The sequence below is a fragment of the Mucilaginibacter agri genome (assembly GCF_009928685.1).
In the GTDB taxonomy this organism is placed as follows: Bacteria; Bacteroidota; Bacteroidia; order Sphingobacteriales; family Sphingobacteriaceae; genus Mucilaginibacter; species Mucilaginibacter agri.
In genome coordinates, this window is the sequence record NZ_WWEO01000037.1 from 107,890 (window position 1) to 125,669 (window position 17,780).

Annotated in this window: 23 protein-coding genes and 1 pseudogene; 16 read left to right on the forward strand and 8 right to left on the reverse strand. The window is 43.1% G+C overall.

All coding sequences use genetic code 11. From position 1 onward, the window contains the following. Positions 1-594: 594 nt before the first annotated feature. The gene (locus GSY63_RS03185) at positions 595-1,737 is read left to right on the forward strand and encodes a sensor histidine kinase (RefSeq protein ID WP_166584381.1); all 1,143 of its coding nucleotides are present in this window, start codon (positions 595-597) and stop codon (positions 1,735-1,737) included. Positions 1,738-1,881: 144 nt separating this feature from the next. Here the strand turns inward: GSY63_RS03185 and GSY63_RS03190 are convergent, their stop codons facing one another. Continuing rightward, entirely contained in the window at positions 1,882-2,280 is a 399-nt protein-coding gene (locus GSY63_RS03190) for a winged helix-turn-helix transcriptional regulator (protein ID WP_166584382.1), read from the reverse strand. Between the two features lie 129 nt (positions 2,281-2,409). Between GSY63_RS03190 and GSY63_RS03195 the strand changes: the two genes are divergently transcribed. The 4 genes from GSY63_RS03195 (at position 2,410) to GSY63_RS24780 (ending at position 4,331) form a co-directional block, all read left to right on the forward strand. After that, the gene (locus GSY63_RS03195) at positions 2,410-3,192 is read left to right on the forward strand and encodes an SDR family NAD(P)-dependent oxidoreductase (RefSeq protein WP_166584383.1); all 783 of its coding nucleotides are present in this window, start codon (positions 2,410-2,412) and stop codon (positions 3,190-3,192) included. A 3-nt stretch (positions 3,193-3,195) separates the two neighbouring features. Further along, positions 3,196-3,462: a DoxX family protein gene (locus GSY63_RS03200; protein WP_166584384.1), complete on the forward strand. Its 267-nt coding sequence runs from the start codon at positions 3,196-3,198 to the stop codon at positions 3,460-3,462. Between the two features lie 461 nt (positions 3,463-3,923). Beyond that, the gene (locus GSY63_RS24775; RefSeq protein WP_243749142.1) at positions 3,924-4,046 is read left to right on the forward strand and encodes a PA2169 family four-helix-bundle protein; all 123 of its coding nucleotides are present in this window, start codon (positions 3,924-3,926) and stop codon (positions 4,044-4,046) included. 75 nt (positions 4,047-4,121) lie between these two features. Then, positions 4,122-4,331: a PA2169 family four-helix-bundle protein gene (locus GSY63_RS24780; protein ID WP_243749147.1), complete on the forward strand. Its 210-nt coding sequence runs from the start codon at positions 4,122-4,124 to the stop codon at positions 4,329-4,331. Here GSY63_RS24780 and GSY63_RS03210 read toward each other — a convergent pair. Continuing rightward, the gene (locus GSY63_RS03210; RefSeq protein WP_166584385.1) at positions 4,243-4,710 is read right to left on the reverse strand and encodes a low affinity iron permease family protein; all 468 of its coding nucleotides are present in this window, start codon (positions 4,708-4,710) and stop codon (positions 4,243-4,245) included. The genes GSY63_RS24780 and GSY63_RS03210 overlap by 89 nt on opposite strands. A 53-nt stretch (positions 4,711-4,763) precedes the next feature. After that, positions 4,764-5,237 (reverse strand): DUF1003 domain-containing protein, encoded by a 474-nt coding sequence (locus GSY63_RS03215; protein WP_166584386.1) that lies wholly within the window; start codon positions 5,235-5,237, stop codon positions 4,764-4,766. 204 nt (positions 5,238-5,441) lie between these two features. Here GSY63_RS03215 and GSY63_RS03220 point away from each other — a divergent pair, with 204 nt between their 5' ends. The 4 genes from GSY63_RS03220 to GSY63_RS03235 all read left to right on the forward strand — a co-directional run bounded on the left by GSY63_RS03220 (position 5,442) and on the right by GSY63_RS03235 (position 9,670). Further along, positions 5,442-6,152, forward strand: coding sequence for a hypothetical protein (locus GSY63_RS03220; protein WP_208094451.1), 711 nt, complete (start codon positions 5,442-5,444; stop codon positions 6,150-6,152). 216 nt (positions 6,153-6,368) lie between these two features. Beyond that, positions 6,369-6,917, forward strand: a complete 549-nt coding sequence (locus GSY63_RS03225; protein WP_166584387.1) for a YciE/YciF ferroxidase family protein — start codon at positions 6,369-6,371, stop codon at positions 6,915-6,917. A gap of 7 nt (positions 6,918-6,924) precedes the next feature. Then, complete coding sequence (locus GSY63_RS03230) at positions 6,925-9,138, forward strand: catalase (protein ID WP_166584388.1); 2,214 nt, start codon at positions 6,925-6,927, stop codon at positions 9,136-9,138. A gap of 52 nt (positions 9,139-9,190) precedes the next feature. Beyond that, positions 9,191-9,670, forward strand: a complete 480-nt coding sequence (locus GSY63_RS03235) for an ankyrin repeat domain-containing protein (RefSeq protein ID WP_166584389.1) — start codon at positions 9,191-9,193, stop codon at positions 9,668-9,670. Positions 9,671-9,827: 157 nt separating this feature from the next. Here the strand turns inward: GSY63_RS03235 and GSY63_RS03240 are convergent, their stop codons facing one another. The 4 genes from GSY63_RS03240 to GSY63_RS03255 form a co-directional block, all read right to left on the reverse strand. Next, positions 9,828-11,120, reverse strand: a complete 1,293-nt coding sequence (locus GSY63_RS03240; RefSeq protein ID WP_166584390.1) for a paraquat-inducible protein A — start codon at positions 11,118-11,120, stop codon at positions 9,828-9,830. Beyond that, entirely contained in the window at positions 11,121-12,308 is a 1,188-nt protein-coding gene (locus GSY63_RS03245) for a paraquat-inducible protein A (RefSeq protein ID WP_243749143.1), read from the reverse strand. Positions 12,309-12,584: 276 nt separating this feature from the next. Beyond that, the gene (locus GSY63_RS03250; protein WP_166584391.1) at positions 12,585-13,703 is read right to left on the reverse strand and encodes an AI-2E family transporter; all 1,119 of its coding nucleotides are present in this window, start codon (positions 13,701-13,703) and stop codon (positions 12,585-12,587) included. A gap of 5 nt (positions 13,704-13,708) precedes the next feature. Then, complete coding sequence (locus tag GSY63_RS03255) at positions 13,709-13,882, reverse strand: phosphatidate cytidylyltransferase (RefSeq protein ID WP_166584392.1); 174 nt, start codon at positions 13,880-13,882, stop codon at positions 13,709-13,711. Between the two features lie 288 nt (positions 13,883-14,170). On the opposite strand from GSY63_RS03255, the gene GSY63_RS03260 reads away from it, so the two are divergent. From GSY63_RS03260 to GSY63_RS03275, 5 genes and pseudogenes are all read left to right on the forward strand, one after another. Next, positions 14,171-14,365 (forward strand): DUF4142 domain-containing protein, encoded by a 195-nt coding sequence (locus GSY63_RS03260; RefSeq protein ID WP_166584393.1) that lies wholly within the window; start codon positions 14,171-14,173, stop codon positions 14,363-14,365. A gap of 5 nt (positions 14,366-14,370) precedes the next feature. After that, entirely contained in the window at positions 14,371-14,610 is a 240-nt protein-coding gene (locus GSY63_RS03265; protein WP_166584394.1) for a hypothetical protein, read from the forward strand. A gap of 20 nt (positions 14,611-14,630) precedes the next feature. Then, positions 14,631-14,756: a hypothetical protein gene (locus GSY63_RS24960; RefSeq protein ID WP_262887327.1), complete on the forward strand. Its 126-nt coding sequence runs from the start codon at positions 14,631-14,633 to the stop codon at positions 14,754-14,756. 53 nt (positions 14,757-14,809) lie between these two features. Continuing rightward, positions 14,810-14,995, forward strand: a pseudogene (locus GSY63_RS25165) (hypothetical protein); the annotation flags it as partial. Between the two features lie 179 nt (positions 14,996-15,174). Continuing rightward, positions 15,175-15,486, forward strand: a complete 312-nt coding sequence (locus GSY63_RS03275) for a hypothetical protein (RefSeq protein WP_166584395.1) — start codon at positions 15,175-15,177, stop codon at positions 15,484-15,486. A gap of 445 nt (positions 15,487-15,931) precedes the next feature. On the opposite strand, the gene GSY63_RS03280 is transcribed toward GSY63_RS03275, so the two are convergent. Next, on the reverse strand, positions 15,932-16,276 hold the full coding sequence (locus GSY63_RS03280; RefSeq protein WP_166584396.1) for a hypothetical protein: 345 nt from the start codon (positions 16,274-16,276) through the stop codon (positions 15,932-15,934). A 394-nt stretch (positions 16,277-16,670) separates the two neighbouring features. Between GSY63_RS03280 and GSY63_RS03285 the strand changes: the two genes are divergently transcribed. Then, complete coding sequence (locus tag GSY63_RS03285) at positions 16,671-17,066, forward strand: response regulator (protein ID WP_166584397.1); 396 nt, start codon at positions 16,671-16,673, stop codon at positions 17,064-17,066. Positions 17,067-17,242: 176 nt separating this feature from the next. Beyond that, positions 17,243-17,431 (forward strand): YtxH domain-containing protein, encoded by a 189-nt coding sequence (locus GSY63_RS03290; RefSeq protein ID WP_166584398.1) that lies wholly within the window; start codon positions 17,243-17,245, stop codon positions 17,429-17,431. Positions 17,432-17,780: the final 349 nt, after the last annotated feature.

Consider the following 17,780-nt stretch of genomic DNA (forward strand, 5'->3'; position numbering starts at 1 on the left):
TTTAGGTTAGCGACCTGGAGTAGCGCATTAAGGGTGTCTTCAGTTCATGACTGACCATCCCGATGAATTCATTTTTTCGAATTTCGGTATGGTAAAAAGGTCTACCGAACATCATTTCTTCGTATTGAATCGATTCCCTGCGCTCGCGTTCATCTTGTTTTTTGGCTGGGTTTGCAATAAATATTAAGAGAAATAGTTTGATTGGCAATCAGGTAAATTTATCGTTCAGCGTTGAGGCTGTCTATCTTTTAGTACCTTCTTAGATAATAATAGGTTCCCGGCGCTTTTTGGGGATAACAGACCAGGTATATTTTTCAAGGGATCCGGTAAGGATGTTCGCGTTGTAAAAGTAACCTATGGAATTCTCGTGGCCAAAGACCTAAGTCCTCTTCTGTCTAACTGAGCGTAATTTTTCGTCAGACAAACCCCGGGATTTTAGTGGGAGGGGATATAAATCAGGTTATAAATGCAACACATTTTTACGGATAGTTATCTTCAAATTTATTTTATTAATTTAAAATTGAATATTTTCTCGATGCGGAACGCTAATTGCATTCAACGATAGTGATTCCATTTGTGGAATCCTTTTGAACAATGAGGGGCAAAGAAATACCATTATTTGGGAATATAGGATTACAAAGACAGTTGCTGGATGCTGCATTCGATGCATCTAAAAGTGGAATTATTATAGTCGATTGGCGACTGCCGGATAATCCGATCATTTTTTGCAATAAAGCATTTGTAGAAATGACCGGCTACGACAAGGCTGAAATATTGGGGAGGAACTGCCGTTTTCTTCAAGGAGCCGATCGCGAGCAAAGTCAGCGCTACGAGCTGAAAGATGCTTTACAAAAAGGTGAAAAATGCAGCGTCGAACTGGCAAATTACCGGAAATGTGGTACCATTTTCTGGAATGAATTACATGTGGCACCGATTAAAGATGAAAAGGGTGTAATCACCCATTATATTGGAATCCAGAATGATATTTCCTTGAGAAAAAAAGAGGAAATAGCAATGCGAGAAGAACTTGCGCAATCCCAAAAAATGCAGCTTTTGAAGGACGAATTTATCAGTGTCGCCAGCCATGAACTCAAAACTCCGGTTACCAGCTTAAAGGCAACACTTCAACTCATCAATCGCCTGTTAGAGAATACTTCTGCAGCTAACGATAAACTAGTTCAACTGGCCAGGAACGGTGAACGTCATGCAGCTAAACTAACCCACTTAGTAGACGATTTGCTCAATGCTGCCAAAGCTGAGCAGCATCAACTGTACCTTAATAAGGAGAACTTTAATATAGCCGAGCTGATTAAACGCTGCTGTCCGCTTATATCGGTAGATAGCAAATACAAATTTCGTATCGACGGGCAGGAATCGCTGACTATCTATGCTGATCATCATCAGATTGAACAGGTGATGATCAATCTTGTAAATAATGCCGTCAAATATGCTCCGGCATCCGAGGAATTTATTATCAAAGTCCTGGTGGAGAATAATTTCATCAAAGTGTCGGTAACCGATCAGGGTGAAGGTATTGCTCCTGAGGACCTGCCTCATATTTTTGATCGTTATTATCGCGTAAAAAAAGGCGCCCAAATCTCCGGCTTGGGCCTTGGGCTATATATTTCCTCTGAAATTATCATGAAACATGGCGGGGAAATAGGGGTAGACAGTCAACCCGGAACAGGATCGACATTTTGGTTTACGCTTCCCCAGGACCTCAATAAACCGAATTGATCTGATATGCTTCGTCGCACCTTAACTGAGGAAGGAACGCTCGTAATCTCGCTGTCGTGCTTACGCTGTGAAGTTATTAATGTTTAAGTCCGGGCGTTAAGCGGTTTATGACTCCAGGGCAACTACGCAAACTTTTTATACGACCTATCTATTATCGGGGGCAACCAGGTCTTGCTTTTGATGCCGCTCTCGTGAGGCTTTTATCGCCGGCATGCTGACATTAGCCCATTCATAAAGCGACATCAATGGTGGCACTAAACTTTGACCAAGTTCGGTCAGGGAATATTCTACTTTGGGTGGTATCTGCGCATACATCTTACGGGCAATCAGCCCATCGGCTTCCAGGGTCTTGAGCGTGACCGTCAACATACGCTGGGAAATCGTCTCGATCAGGTTATGCAGTTCATTGAATCGTAGCGTGCCATGATCGCTCAACATGATCACCGTCAGCATCGACCATTTATCACCAACGCGGTACAAAACATCCTTAATCGGACAATCGTTCCGGTCACCCTCACATTTTCTCAAATTTTCTTTCGACATAACTCCTTGTGTTTCAATATTAGTTACTTCGCTGTAAGTGACTGACGGACAAGTGCCTTCTTGTTTTTAGTAAAAGCAGTTTCTAACTTTGACTTACTAAAAGTAACTAACAATACAAAAGTAAGCAATATGGATTTGAAATTAAATGGGAAAAGAGCTTTAATTACCGGTTCGAGCTCCGGATTGGGTGAAGCAATTGCCAGAAGTTTAGCCGCCGAAGGCGTTTCGGTAATAGTACATGGCCGCGATCAAGAACGTGCGAAAGCTGTTGCGGAAAGTATCGGCGCAGCATACGTGCTGGGTGACCTGACCACTGATGGAGATGCAGATAAGATAACCCAAGAAGTTTTAGCAACCGGGCCGGTTGACATCTTAATAAATAATGCGGGCTCTTATATACCACGTGCCTGGCTGGATACCAGCGTGGCCAACTGGTCGGAAAGTTATAATGTGAATGTACTCGCCTATGTCCGCATGATCCACCGCCTGCTTCCCGCCATGAAAACCCTGGGTTGGGGGCGCATGATTCAGCTCGGATCTTCAGGCGGTATAGAGCATTTTGCGCTGCAACCCGACTATTTAGCTGCCACTGCCGCGCGGCATAACCTGACCGTTTCACTTGCCCGTGAACTGAAAGGCACCGGAATTACCTCCAATACCGTCGCCCCGGGACCTATGCTGGTTGAGAACACCCGAAAAATGCTGTTGAATATGGCCGGGCAGTACGGTTGGGGCACAGATTGGACTGAGATAGAACATAACGCGGTTACGCAATTTGTTCAGAATGATATCGGCCGGTTCGGCAGGCCGGAAGAAGTGGCTACAGCAGTGAGTTACTTGGCTAGTCCGCTGTCAGATTATATCACCGGTGCATTATTACGCGTTGATGGCGGTCACACGAAGTCTATATAAGTTATGAGAAACAAAATCGGGTGGATATTCACCGGCGTCGTTGTACTGCTAATGGCAGCTTCATCTATTGATAAAATGCGCGGTACGGAACATGCGCTTCACATGACGGCATCTTTCGGCATCCCTCCATCAGTTTATCGTTTCCTGGGATTCATCGAACTGTGCTCGGCAATTTTGTTTGCAATAGCACGGACAGGATTAATAGGACTGGTGCTGCTGGCTTCCTATTTAGGTGGGGCAATTGCCACGCATTTACAACGCCCCGTTTAACCCCGGCCGTCAAATTGTCAAAGGTTACCTGCAGGTGAAAGGCCGATCAGTGCTAACCCATGGCTAACCTTGTAAGCGCATAGCAAACACACGGTTTATCATGATTTGTTTCCCATGCCGTTGACATTCAATTTAGGATATCATAGTGTTGGAAAGTCCGGTAGAAAAACATCAGTCAGATTTGAGTAACGCTTTCCTTAAACCAAAACAATTAATCGTCCTTTTTGGACGAATCTTTGACGCAGTTAGGGAGACTTTTTCCAGCCTTTTTTTTCATTCCTTCTTTCCTATAGCCTGACCAGCAGGGGTCTTTTTTCTTTTTAGTTGACATCTTACTGAATGTTGATTCTAATAATCCCATAACTACCGTTCCACTAATCAAATCAACTTTCAAGGTATTCCTTAAATGGGTTTGGTATGATATTAGGGCTTTACCAACGCTATCTAAAACTATAAACATTATGGCAACTTCAGAAAATGCAACGGGTGTGTTAAACGACCTTATTGAAATCAACAAGGACCGCATAGCCGGTTTTGAGAAAGCAATTGCTGACATTAAAGATGAGAACATTGATCTAAAATGATTATTTCACGGTTATGCTGAGCAAAGCCGCAAGGATGGCCGGGAACCGGCTGCCTTAATTGGCAATGCTGATGAACTGGAAACTGGTAAAAGTGTAAGCGGAACTTTACATCGTGCCTGGATTGATGTCAAATCACTATTTGGCGGAGACGACCGTGAAGGAATCTTATCGGAAGCAGAGCGGGGAGAAGATGCTATCAAAAAAGCATACAACGATGCTTTGAATGGCGGCTACTTTTCAGGCTTTGATTTTCTTCGGCGGCGTCTATGGAATGGGTGCAGGTGATGTCATTCTCTTTTTCTGCGAGTGCCGATAAACGAATGTAAAATTTGTGAATACGGTCCAATTCTTCTTCCGTGAGATTTTCAATATCCACCATGCGGTTACTTGTACCTTCATGCGACGCAATGAGCTCATTCAGTTTCAAATGAATGGCCTTGGAGTCTTTATTTTGCGATTTTTGGATAAGGAAGACCATCAAAAAAGTAATAATGGTCGTACCGGTGTTGATGATTAACTGCCATGTCTCGGAATAGTGAAATACCGGTCCCGTTACTGCCCATATAAAGACGGTTAGCGCAGCAACAATAAATGCCGCAGAACTGCCGGTAGCAGTTGTCGCCCAATTGGCGAAACGCTCAAATAGATTTTTTTTCTTTGCCATAATAGTAGGAGTGTGCTGGAAGAACTGTACTATTCCTGATTTGTTTGAAAAGGTTAGTCCTTTTGCTTGGGTTCCACAGCCCGGTGAATCGCCTTCAGGTCAGTGTCGTTTTTCATTTCCTCCAGTTCGTGATCGTCAATAGCGGTGTTGAGCCCTAATTTCCGGTGGATTTCATGTACGAGCGTTAACAGGCGGGTAACCTCTTCTTCCGCTCGAACATTAACTTCGAATTCCACATCGCGCTGAATGCTTTCAATCCTCCGCTGCCTGTTTTGATTGATCAGCACGGTGACTGATAAAATGATGGCGAAAATAGAAACGCCCATTTCCAATAAGGGAAAAGGGAACGGATCAAAATGATGTACAAGCGGTAGGAGGTTCCAGCCGATCCAAAAAGTAAAGGCGAGGATGCAGAAAGTGAGAAACGTGCCGCTGCCCAAAAAGTCGATTAATTTTAAGGTAATTTTGTCGGCTGGTGTTTTAGTAAAGTCTAGTTCTGATTTGAGCGGTTTTGCTTGCTTTGTCATAATTCTCTTATAATTGCAGTAACTTAACTAATTATTAAACTCAATACCTATCCGCAAGTTTTTGACCGGGCTGATTCTTTCTTAAGCCCGCTATGTTGCCAGGCGTAAAGCAATCCAGCACCGGCAGCTATGATCCATGCAATCCTGCAACATGGTCAATCGTAAAAAGATAGCCAAACTTGCGACCTTTACTAACCGTTGGTTTTGATCAATGGCACTGCATCCGACGAAACAAGCGATTCTAATTTAACGTCTGGTACCATTTTCAAATCATCCTGTAAACAAAATCCCGCTCTGCCAGTTTTTAAACGTCGGGCTCAAAATGAAAAAGTTCGTGGCCAATTCAGAAAAGGAAGAAGTCGTGTTCGCCATATTATTGACATTATATATCGACAAAGGGTGAAAGTTATATCCGCAAGCATTCAACAGATTCTGCTATCTGACGATGGCATATTTCCGAATAGTGACTTTCCTGTTTTATTCTACCCTGGTGCATTACACATTCCCGATTCTTTCCCGGCAAAATATGTAGCCAGGATATTTTATAAACATGGCTGGTCAAATAGCTGGGACGCCGGGATTTTTGAATATCATCACTATCACAGCATCACTCATGAGGTGCTGGGTGTCTATTCTGGTGAAACCGCACTGCAACTAGGCGGAGAACAAGGGCCAATCCTTACCATTAAGAAAGGCGACGTGCTGATCATTCCGGCTGGTGTGGCGCATAAGAATCTGGGTGCGGAAAATTGTATAGGTGTCGTAGGTGCATATCCGCACGGCATGAAATTCAATGTCAAGTATGGAGAGGAAGGTGAAAGGCCTGAGGCTGACCATCAAATTCAACTAGTCCCAATTCCGACCAACGACCCGCTGTATGCCAAAAGGAAAGGACTTGTCAAGCTTTGGAAGTAGTCGCACCTATAGAAACATTGCTTCTCCCAAACCATGTGCCTAATTATCTGAATCGTTCATTGAGCGAAGTCTATAGTCAGGTTATTTTTTTTTAGTAATAATTAAATTATGATTATTATAAGAACAAAAACTGATCGTGCTCGTTGTTTTACTTAGCCAAACGGTCCTGAACTTAATTTAAACCGGCCTTCCAAATCAATTTATCTTTTAAAACATATGCCTAAAGAAACAGGGGAACCTCTATTCAGTACTAAAACATCACCAAAGGCAGAGCCGGCCTTAATGGAATTATTCAAAGATGGCATCAAGGATATTTACTGGGCAGAGAATCACCTGGTCAAAACCCTACCAAAAATGCAAAATTCTGCCTCCTCTAAAGCGTTGGTAAGCGCTATCGAACATCATTTGGAGGAGACCAAAATTCACGTTTCCAGGCTTGAACAGGTTTTCGGGCTGCTCGGTGAACAAGTAAAGGCGCAAAAGTGCGATGCGATGGAAGGCCTTGCCAAAGAAGGGGAAGGCATTATCGAGAGCACCGAACCGGATACCGCCACCCGTGATGTAGGCATCATCCTAGCTTCACAGAAAGTAGAACATTACGAAATTGCTACGTATGGTGGGCTGACACAACTGGCCAAAACGCTCGGTTTGGATGAGGTGGCGGAATTGTTATATCAGACGTTAACAGAAGAAAAAGCTGCTGATCAAAAACTGACCGAAGTCGCCGAGGGTGATATTAATTATAAAGCATCAGAAGAAGCCTAATCTAATTATGAGCAAAAAGAAACCATCTCCCAAAATGGGTACCGAGGCTGCCATTGATAAACAATTAGCTCCTCAACCTGAAAACGATAAAACAGGACAGCTGGCCGCACATACGGCTGATGCCGCCGATGAACAAATGAACACCAATACCGGCCTGCCCATTAATGACGATCAGAATTCCTTGAAAGCCGGCGACCGGGGGCCAACACTACTGGAAGATTTTATCCTTCGGGAGAAAATTACACACTTCGATCACGAACGGATTCCGGAACGGGTTGTTCATGCCCGGGGCTCCGGCGCGCACGGTGTATTTCAGGTATATAAGCCTCTAAGTGAGGTGACTAAAGCCGGGTTTTTGAACGATCCGAAACGGGAGACCCCAGTTTTCGTGCGCTTTTCTACCGTGGCTGGATCCCGTGGATCCAGCGATCTGGCACGCGACGTGCGCGGCTTTGCTGTTCGATTTTACACCACAGAAGGTAACTTTGATTTGGTAGGGAATAACATGCCGGTGTTTTTTATTCAAGATGCCATTAAATTTCCGGATCTAATCCACGCCGTTAAGCCCGAGCCGGATAATGAAATTCCGCAGGCCGCATCCGCGCATGATACTTTTTGGGACTTTATTTCCCTGATGCCCGAATCTGCACATATGATCATGTGGGCAATGAGCGACCGCGCCTTGCCACGGAGTTACCGGATGATGGAAGGCTTTGGGGTGCATACCTTTCGCCTAATCAATGAAGCAGGCAAAGCCAGTTTTGTTAAATTTCACTGGAAGCCATTATTAGGCGTACACTCGGTTGCCTGGGACGAAGCCCAGAACATTTCGGGCAAAGATCCGGATTTCCACCGCAGGGATCTTTGGGATGCCATCGAAAGCGGTGCTTTCCCTGAATGGGAACTGGGTTTGCAAATCATCCCCGAGGAAGACGAGTTTAAGTATGAATTTGACCTGCTGGATCCTACTAAATTAGTACCCGAAGAATTGGTGCCGGTACAGCGGGTGGGTAAATTAACATTAAACCGTAACCCGGATAATTTCTTTGCAGAAACAGAACAGATCGCTTTTCACCTCGGTCATATTGTGCCGGGAATTGATTTCTCGAATGATCCGCTTCTACAGGGACGGTTATTTTCTTACACCGATACACAGTTGACCCGTCTGGGCGGCCCAAACTTTCAGGAAATTCCTATCAATCGCCCCATCGTACCGGTTTATAATAACCAGCGCGATGGATTTATGCGCCAGACCATCAATAAAGGGAAAACCAGTTATAGCCCGAATTCACTGGGTAATAATGATCCGCAGCAGGTTAAAGAAGCTGACGGCGGTTTTGTAAGCTACCAGGAGCGGATTGAAGCCCGCAAACTCCGTCTACGCAATAAAAGTTTCTTCGATCATTTTAGCCAGGCCCGTTTATTTTTCAACAGCCAGTCCGAGCCGGAAAAGAACCACATCATCGATGCTTTAACTTTTGAGTTAGGTAAAGTAAAAAACGTCGCCATCCGTGAACGCATGTTGGGTATTTTGGCCCAGATAGATGAAGGGCTTGCTACGCAAGTAGCGTACGGATTAGGCTTACATCTGCCGCCTGATCTGCCGGCCAATCAAAGTATACCGGCGGACGGAAATCCCGCAGATTACCAGTCGGTACAAGTTGAAAGTACTTTGGCCAAATCCGCGCCACTAAGCATGGCAAATACGATTAAGGATACCATTAAAAGTCGGAAAGTAGCCATACTTGCCGCTGACGGCGCCAACGCTGCATCCGTCAGCGCCATCAAAAGCAAACTAACTGCAGAGGGAGCGCTGGTAGAAATTATTGCGCCACGAGCCGGTTTCCTGATAGCTGAGAATGACGAACAAATAGCAGTAGATCAAAGTTTTTTGACCGCTGCCTCCGTTTTATTCGACGCTGTATACGTTGCGGGCGGCACTAATGCCGTTGCCACCCTGGCAGCCGAAGCCAATGCGATACACTTTTTAAACGAAGCATTTAAGCATTGCAAAGCCATTGCCGCCCACGACGATGCAATGCAGGTACTGGAAGCCAGCTATTTTAGCAAGAAATTGCCGGCTGATTATAACGAAAATACGGTTTTATCTGAAGGGATCTTTGTTGGAGATGCCAGCGAGAACTTTGCCGCACTATTTGTTAAAATGATTGCGCAGCACCGTTTTTGGGAAAGGGAAAAACCTCGATTAATCCCAGCTTAACTTGACACATATGGCCTCCGGATTTTATCCGGAGGCTTTACTTTTTACATTTATGGATAAACAGATAATACCCATTATTAACGCCGCCCGTAGCGGTGACGTAACCTTATTACAGTCACTGGTTACTTCCGAAACAAATATTAATAGCAACGACGAGAAAGGCTATACACCACTTATAATTGCTTGTTACAACAATCAGCTCGGAGCGGCAAATTGGCTCATCGATCATGGTGCTAATGTTAATGCAACAGATTTTGGCGGTAATACGGCCCTGATGGGCGCTTGTTTTAAGGGCCACGAGGATATTGTAGAATTATTGATCGCCAATGGCGCAGACCTAAATAGGCAACACGGCAACGGTGGCACCGCCCTGATGTTCGCTGCGATATTTGGACGACACGATATCCTTAGCATCTTACTTAAACATGGTGCCGACAAAACGCTTCTGGATAGTAGAGGGCTTTCTGTTTTTGACCTCGTTGTGCAACAAGGTAACGAAGTTGCTCTGGAAATACTTGAATGTTATGTTTAGCTAACCCGCCGTTGTTTGCAAATAATCGTTAGGGTGGTGAATGCTGTAGCTTAGCTTATGGACGACAGGCGCCGGTGTGTAAAGTTAAACATCAGTCTCAAGATGCGCTGAGTGATTCGTTGCCATTTGACGATGAGTGATTTCTAAAATGTATATTTTAATCAATTTTATGCGGGGTAATTCGTTTGAGAATATAAGAAAGCAAAAACGAGAAGAATACATAGGCCACAAATATAAAATAACCTGGTTGTAACGAAGTGCCGTTGGTCGTCACGACAATGAGTGAACTCGTATGCATGTTCAAATTAGACAATTGGCTTTTGAGAATGCCATTTAAACCGATATAGGTCATCAACATGCCTACGATCATCACGTCAGCCATGTCCCATTTATGCAGTTCAAACGTCAGATAACGAACTACCGGGTGGTCCGCAATTTTTTTAGGGCTCAAAATGTGTATGCCTTTGGCAACCAGTCTTAATAAGGGCAGGATGAGTACGAACAGGCAGATCAGTATGCCGACAACTATTGCGTCCGGTTTAGACTGACCAATTAATGTTTCCACGATCCCCAGAATGCTTTTGCTTTGATAAAATAAGACCTGGTTTTGAAACTGGACCTTTTCGCCCAATAATAATAAGTCCAATGACTGTATACGGGCATCAACTTCAACAACAGGAACCAGGCTGCCTACGGCCAGTAATACGAATGCAAAAATTAAAGCAAATACAAATAAAACGGTTTGTAAATGCACCTGCTTTCGTAGTCCCCACCATAGGAGCAGCGCTGCCAGAACGCAACCTAGCAATGCGCCGACAAATTTATTTTTGGCCTTTTCAATAAGCATTAACCGCTCTTTAATGCGCTGGTTAAACGTTAGCGGATCGGCTACCTGATATTTTTTATACACATACCTGGTAACCTCGTAATTGGATACGCTGGTGCTGTCATAGATTTGCCTGGTCAATTGGCCAATCTTGCTTCCCGCGATATTTTTAAGGCGCTGCTCACTCTCGGGGCTACCAACTTTTGCCACCAGGGTTTTGGCAAATGGTTTCACCAGTGTCTGGGCCTCCGCAGAATCTACCAGGGCATTAAAGGCCAGCTTTTTCAATTTGCCACCCAAACTTTTTTGAGGCTTATTAATTTCGGCCACGGTTTGGGCAATTAAGCCGTGCATTTCTTTTTCGACGGCTATTCTTAACTGCTTCCGTTGCTCCGGTGTAATATGGTAATCCTCCACCTGGTGACCAAGAACTTCACTAAGCCTGTCGCGCCATTGATCAATAGAAAACAAGCCGAAGGTGACGCTGTTGGACAGGCTATAATCTTCTTTGACGTCCTCCCGTTCAGCGGAAAGCGCGGCAAGCCGGTAACCCGAAAATACAGCCCCGGCCAGCAATGCGCTCAGCCCTGTGATCAGCAATATATTGTAAACCGTGTACTTCATTTAATGCGCGTCATAGGGTGTGATGTACTTCAAAATGGTAGATAGAATCAGTCCATACAGCACAAAGCTGATAAAGATGATGTAACCTGGTTGTAAAGCGGTGTTATTGGTGGTGATCAGGGTAAGTGTTTCACTGTGTAAGTTTAACATGGCTAACTGGCTATCTAGTAATCCGTTCAGGCCGATGTAGGTCATCAGTATAGCGATGACGATCACATCGGCCATACTCCATTTCCCCGACTGGAAAGCGAAATATTTAACGACCCTGTTTTCAGCAATCCGGCGTTTACTCAGCAAATGGATCCCGGTAGAACTTAACTTCATGATCGGGAAAAGTATACTAAAGCATAATATCAAAATACCTACACCGATAGAATCTGCCGCAGGTTGTTTCATCAGCACCTCAACAACTCCCAGGATACTTTTACTTTCATAAAAAAGCACCTGTTCTTTAAAAACCACATGTTGCCCCAACAAAACAAAATCCAGCGTTTTGATGCGGCAGTCCACTTCGATCATGGATGCGCTCAGGCCTACCCATAGGAGGATAAAAGCAAATAATAAGGAAAGTATGAAAAGCGTTCCGTGTAACTCGACCCGCTTACGCAAGGCCCACCACAAGGCTAACACGGCCAAAATACAACCCAGCATACCGAAACAATAATGGTACATATCAACGCGTATGTCCTGCAGCAATTTGTCCAGTTTAGTATTGAGTTCTTCTGTTGATCTAACGCCGTACTTATGGTACATCGCATTAAACAACCTATGATTGGCCTGAAGCGTGCTATCCATAATATCGGTATGCTGCAGATCGTTAAATTTACTCATGGCCAGGTTGCTTAACTGCGCCTTTTCATGGGGATTATCTACTTTGGCAATAATAGAACGGGCAAATCCGGGCACCTGTGCACGGATCTTATCCGTTTTTACAAACGTTTTAATAGCCAATTTTCGGATCTTACCGGAAAAGCTTTGCGGCTTTTGATTAACCATCGCTTCCGCCTTATCGATTAACGCATTGAGCACTTGTTCCACTTCAACTTGTAATTGCCGTTTTTGCCGGGGGGTAAGTTTGAAGTGGCGAACCTGTTGGTTAACGATACCGGATACCTGGCTTCGCCAGTTTTCTATCGAAAGAAGCCCGAAGGATATATTATTAATATTAGAGTGGTCCGCTTTGATCATTCCTGTCGGGCAGAAAGTTCACGCAGGCGATAACCGAAATAACCTTCGCAAGCCAGCAATAAAGCCAAACCCAGAATAAGCCGCAGTTTCAGGACCAGAAATTTTTGATGATTTGTTTTCAATTATTGGATTTCAGCGGTATATGAAAAACGGTTTTCATGCTAGAATTGTTTGGCATAGGCGGACGACAAGTGTATTTTACTTATCACCAGAGCAGTTTAAATGCTAATCACCTAAATAAAAGTACAGCGCAGTTGTTTTTGATGAAGGACCGCGTCAGGCAGCCGCCGGCTTCTTTTTTACACTTAGTTTTTTCGCCAAACGGTTTTGCTTGGGCTCCTCATCGCCCAGGATAATGCCCCACGACTTCAAACTATCCACCCGGTCAAATATGATCTTCAAAACCGCAATCACCGGAATAGATAAAAACATGCCGGGTATGCCCCAGACCATTTCTCCAATAATTACACCTAATACCGTGATCAATGCGTTAATCCGAACTTTTGATCCTACAACCAACGGCAACAAGATATTACTGTCCAGAAGATGAGTGATCACCAGCGTGACCATGACGTAAATAACCGTGGCTTGATCCGGTGATGTGGCAAGCGTAACAGCCGAGCTCACGATCAGCGCCGTGAAAATCCCGATATAGGGGATGATATTAAATAAGCCGGTAATCAAACCTAGGAGGATTGCATATTTAACGCCTAACAACATAAAAGTTACGCTCACAACCACCGCTATAATAGCCATTTCAATGAGCAGGCCTATGATGTACTTCCGAATGATCTGTTGAACATTTTCAATAATGTCGTGAACAACTGTTTTATTGTCCTCTTCAAATACTGATTCCAAAAAGCGCATGATTAATTTACGGTATAATAAAAAGAAGAAGGTGTAAATAAAGGTAAAAACCAAAAATAACAGGATACCGGAAAGCGATAGGAGTGTGGCACCAACAACAGCACTACCTGAAGCCACCACCTTGTTGGTCGTGTTGGCGACAAATGTCATCTGTTTGTGTTTGGTGACATGGAAGCTGGAGCGTATCCAATCCATAATTCCGTCCTGTGTCTTATGTAACTGGTCCTGAAACTGTGGCCAGTCGCTAGCCAGGCCGGATATCTGCGAACCAATTATGTAAAGGAGTCCACCTATGCAGGCAAGCATGGAAATCACCGCCAGCATGGACGCTGCGCTACGAGGTAATCGTAATCTACTTTCCAGGAATGCGGCGACTGGCAATAAAAGAATGGAGAACAGACAGGAAAATATTAAAGGTGACAGGATCTCCTTGGCGATGATCACAATATAAACTAAGGAAATGAGGCTGAATAAAACTGCTGCCAGTTTAAGATAAAATGGCAAACCTTTGAATTGTTTAATATCCATTTTGATTATTGGCTTTTACCGCGCATTAGCGAGATGATCCAGATGATAAGTGCTACTACAACGACTACCGCGAGCACGCCGACTGCTGCGCCTGCTTTAAAGATTCCACCAATGACAGCGCAGCTGTTCAGCGAAATTATCAGGCAAAACGTGAGGATGGATACGTAAATTTTTTTCATTTGATTATATTTAGCAGTAATGATAGGACACAAACATTGGTATTGGGAACTTTGTTTCGAACAATCACTACCGGGCCGGCAGCATTCCCGAAAGGACAATACAACCACTCTCTAAAAACTTTCTTTTAATCGTGGCTAAAAAGCGCATTCTTATTCAAGGAGTTATTGTTTAATTTGTTTCCGATTTACCAATATTTATTTCAGCTAATTTATTTGTAAAGTTGTACGATATTTTAGTAAGTCACCTTATCACCTGCTGCTACGGGCGGCGTACAGCCGGATCTTAACTTGAAAAATGCTGGCGACAATTTTGATAAATTGTATGTGCGCAATATGGTTGGCGGTCATAAAAACACGGTCGAGGCGTTTCTCAACTATGCGGTGAATGGAAAAGATCCGACGGTGAAAGCCTGGGCACAGCATATGCTACCTACGCTAAAGCATCACCTGGACGAAATCAAATCAATTAGTAAACAACTTTAAAGACAATGGCTGAGCGAGAAAATGCAAATGAAATCCGGGGAAGGGAAAGCCCTGGCAGTAACCGCGGAAATGAGGGGTTTAATGAAGATTTTGCAGGTACTGATCCGCAAATAGAAAGCGAGATACGGTCTGAATATATGGACGATGCTACCAGTGAACTAACTGCGAAAATTGAAATAAAGCATGCCAACCGCCACCTTCATAAAGGGGAGGATGATGCCAGGTTTAAGGACCGTGACGAATGAAAATTAAAACTGACACCACTATGAAAGCAATACGAATTCACGAATTCGGCAGCTACGACGTACCGGAGCTGGATGAAATTGACATTCCAAAACAGACAGCCGATGAAGTGCTGATCAAAGTTTACGCAAGTGCTGTTATCCAGTAGATCATAAACTATTTGCAGGAGAAGCACAGGAAAAATTCCCGACTAAATTCCCGTTAACTATTGGAGGGGACGTATCGGGCTTAGTTGAACAGGTAGGTAACCAGGTATCCAATTTCAGTGTTGGCAAGATAGATTTTCTGTTTTCTCTAACCAGTTTTTTGTTAATAGTTCATTATCCAAAATACAAGACAGTCTGCCCAAAAAACGGTCCATACCCTGCAACGTCAATAGTACTTTAAACCTTCACCATTTGATTTTTCGGAATGGCATGAAATTAGGTGATTATAGGATAATGAACATAATTATGGAAGGTCAAAACTTACACACCCTCGTTCTATTGAAGGCAATAGATTTGGAATTAAAAAGATTGTTACTTGCAGAATTGGAAATTATTCATTCAAAAAGCGTAGCATGAATTATGAAAGCATTTAAAGCAAACGCATCGGTCATATTTACAGATGCCACTGGCTGTCGGGTAGACACTTTTGTGATTTTTGATTCAGACCCGTATACTGGCCTTACCCATATTAATCACGAAAACTTGAAAGTGCATGCTGACAGGTTGGAACTGCATAAAAATTCCGCATGTGAACATCATATGCCACTTCAAGATGCTTTCAGTTTTGAAATGATCAGAAAGCTTCGTGATAAATATGCTGCTGTTGATAAAACTAAAAAATCAACGTTTAGTAAAATTTCGGAATTACAGGTATTTTCGCAAGCGTCCTAGGATTTACATAACTGTTAGTTCAGAGAAAATCAGCAAATATTATTCCATGCCGTGCAAATTGACGTACTTTTTTAGCCTTTTGTGCTCAACGGGGCTATTCAACCACTGCAATTTATCCCTCAGTGAAGTGCGACGGAAGGATACATTTGACTACGTTCCAATAGAGTACTGGCTTCTTAGGAGCCGAGATATTGAAATTAATAACCTGATTACGTTGTTGTAAAAGAAGATCCAGATTTGACCTAAATGATTACCGGTCGAGGTTCAAGTAGGTGCTAAAATCCTAAAATACCAAAATTCGTTGTCATGAAAAGCACAATGCTTTGAATCAGGTTAAGTTAATTGATGCCCCAGGTACAAAATCACTCAAACAACTTCTATCATTAGCTTAACTTGGTATTAATTAGGTTTGTACAAGCTTTAATTATGCTCATGCCCTAATCATTCATTGAATAACAATCAACCGTTGGCAGGTTCTTTTATTGGTATTTGCAGCCCGGCAGCAAATGTGGGAAGATAGGTCAATATTTATGCCCATCATAACAGTATTATTCATTAGCATCAAGTTCGTGATAAAAGCTGAAATCAGGAGCGTTAAGGACGACGAAAGCTGAAAACGGACATATTCCCAATCCGGCTTTGCCGTATTCTTGATAGCCTGCAGTTCCATTTTTAATAATTGAATTTTTGCCGTCTTGCTCGCATGTGCTGAATTTACTGGAAAGTTCATTGGCTCAACAGGCAACGCGGCCTTCATCGCCTCTTCTATATATCCAACAATTTTATCCATATTTCAGCGTGCTGTATGCTGGCTTTTAAACCTGATAGCCTTTGTGCTAAAAGCTGCTGTTTAGCGATCATTTTACCTTATCTAATAGTAAGAATTAAATTTAGAATTTAGTTTTTAACTAACCCTCGCGTTATATCCCGTTTTTTTACGGTGATTTGCAACCCACCCAAAGGATTTGATTGTGACCATTTAAAAACATGTTTAACACCATTATTTCCAAATCAACTTGACTTCGACGCCCATCAGTCGTAATTTTTGCAGGCCTGGAGTTTGGCTATTAAGGATCACAAAGCAAACTTTCGGTTCGATTGTTAGTTTTAAAATTCATATGCAATGCCGAAGTAGTTGCCGTTGTGAGTTTCTCAAAAGTATTTCAATTTAAAAGCCTGTTTACATGCACATTCAAAAGACGCTTCTTTATATTGACGATTGCCAAATCGACCATGATATTTTAGAGATCAGGCAGCGGGCCTATCAGTTATTTGATCATATCGATCACTACTTCGACGGTCCTTCAGCAATTGAACATCTATTTGCGCACAAGCATGATCCTAGTAAACTGCCGGACGTGATATTCGTCGACCTCTACATGGTTGGTTACGACGGCTGGCATTTCCTGAACGATTTTGAGCGTCTGTTGCCTTATTTGATCAAGCATATACGTGTTTATATTGTAACATCTTCAGTAGATGCAAACGATTTGTCGGAAGCAGAAAAGTATAAATTCGTTCAGGGTTATATTACCAAGCCTGTAGCGTTGAACGGAGCGAACAAATTGGATGTATACTGAGAGTAGCATCTCGACGACCTTGAATTTCTTTGCACACCGATATATCAATTGGCTAGCACATACTTTTGTAGGAGCGTGATTTATAACGCCTCGATAAACGGAACTATACATTGTTTATTTCTGTTATTAAAGTTGGATTACGGCATCATAGTTGACTGATTAATAATAAAATAAATATGAATCATTTTAAAACTTTTTTGTTAGGTATTGCAACCGCTTTTGGTATTTATTATATTACTAAAAAGCGCGACGATGGTAGTTCATTATTAGACGACATTTTAGAAAATCCTTCAGATGTTGCCAATAAAGCAAAAGACATAGTTATTGATCAGGCTGTCGAAAGTATCAAGTGTAAGCTAACCTAAGCAATTTCAGTACCCCGCGCTTAAGCGGGAACGCTGGAATGATAAACCAAGATCAGGCAACTGGTGTTTGTCAATTATACTTTGCCCGAGAGGGATTACCTAATTGTCGAATCGACCAGTTTTCCGCTCGCTATTTGCGCGTAGTAGGACAGAGGGTGCGACTTGACTTGGTTTTCAAAGCATAATTAATTTATCCCTGCCTCAATTACTTTATTATTTTTTCGGGATCTTCCAAAGTTAAATTTAAACACATGCGAGGAGCTAAGATTGATATGGTCCGCCCGGCACACCCCATCCCCATATAGGCATCGGCATATCAGGCGGTTCTTCTAATTTATCCAGCTTAGAA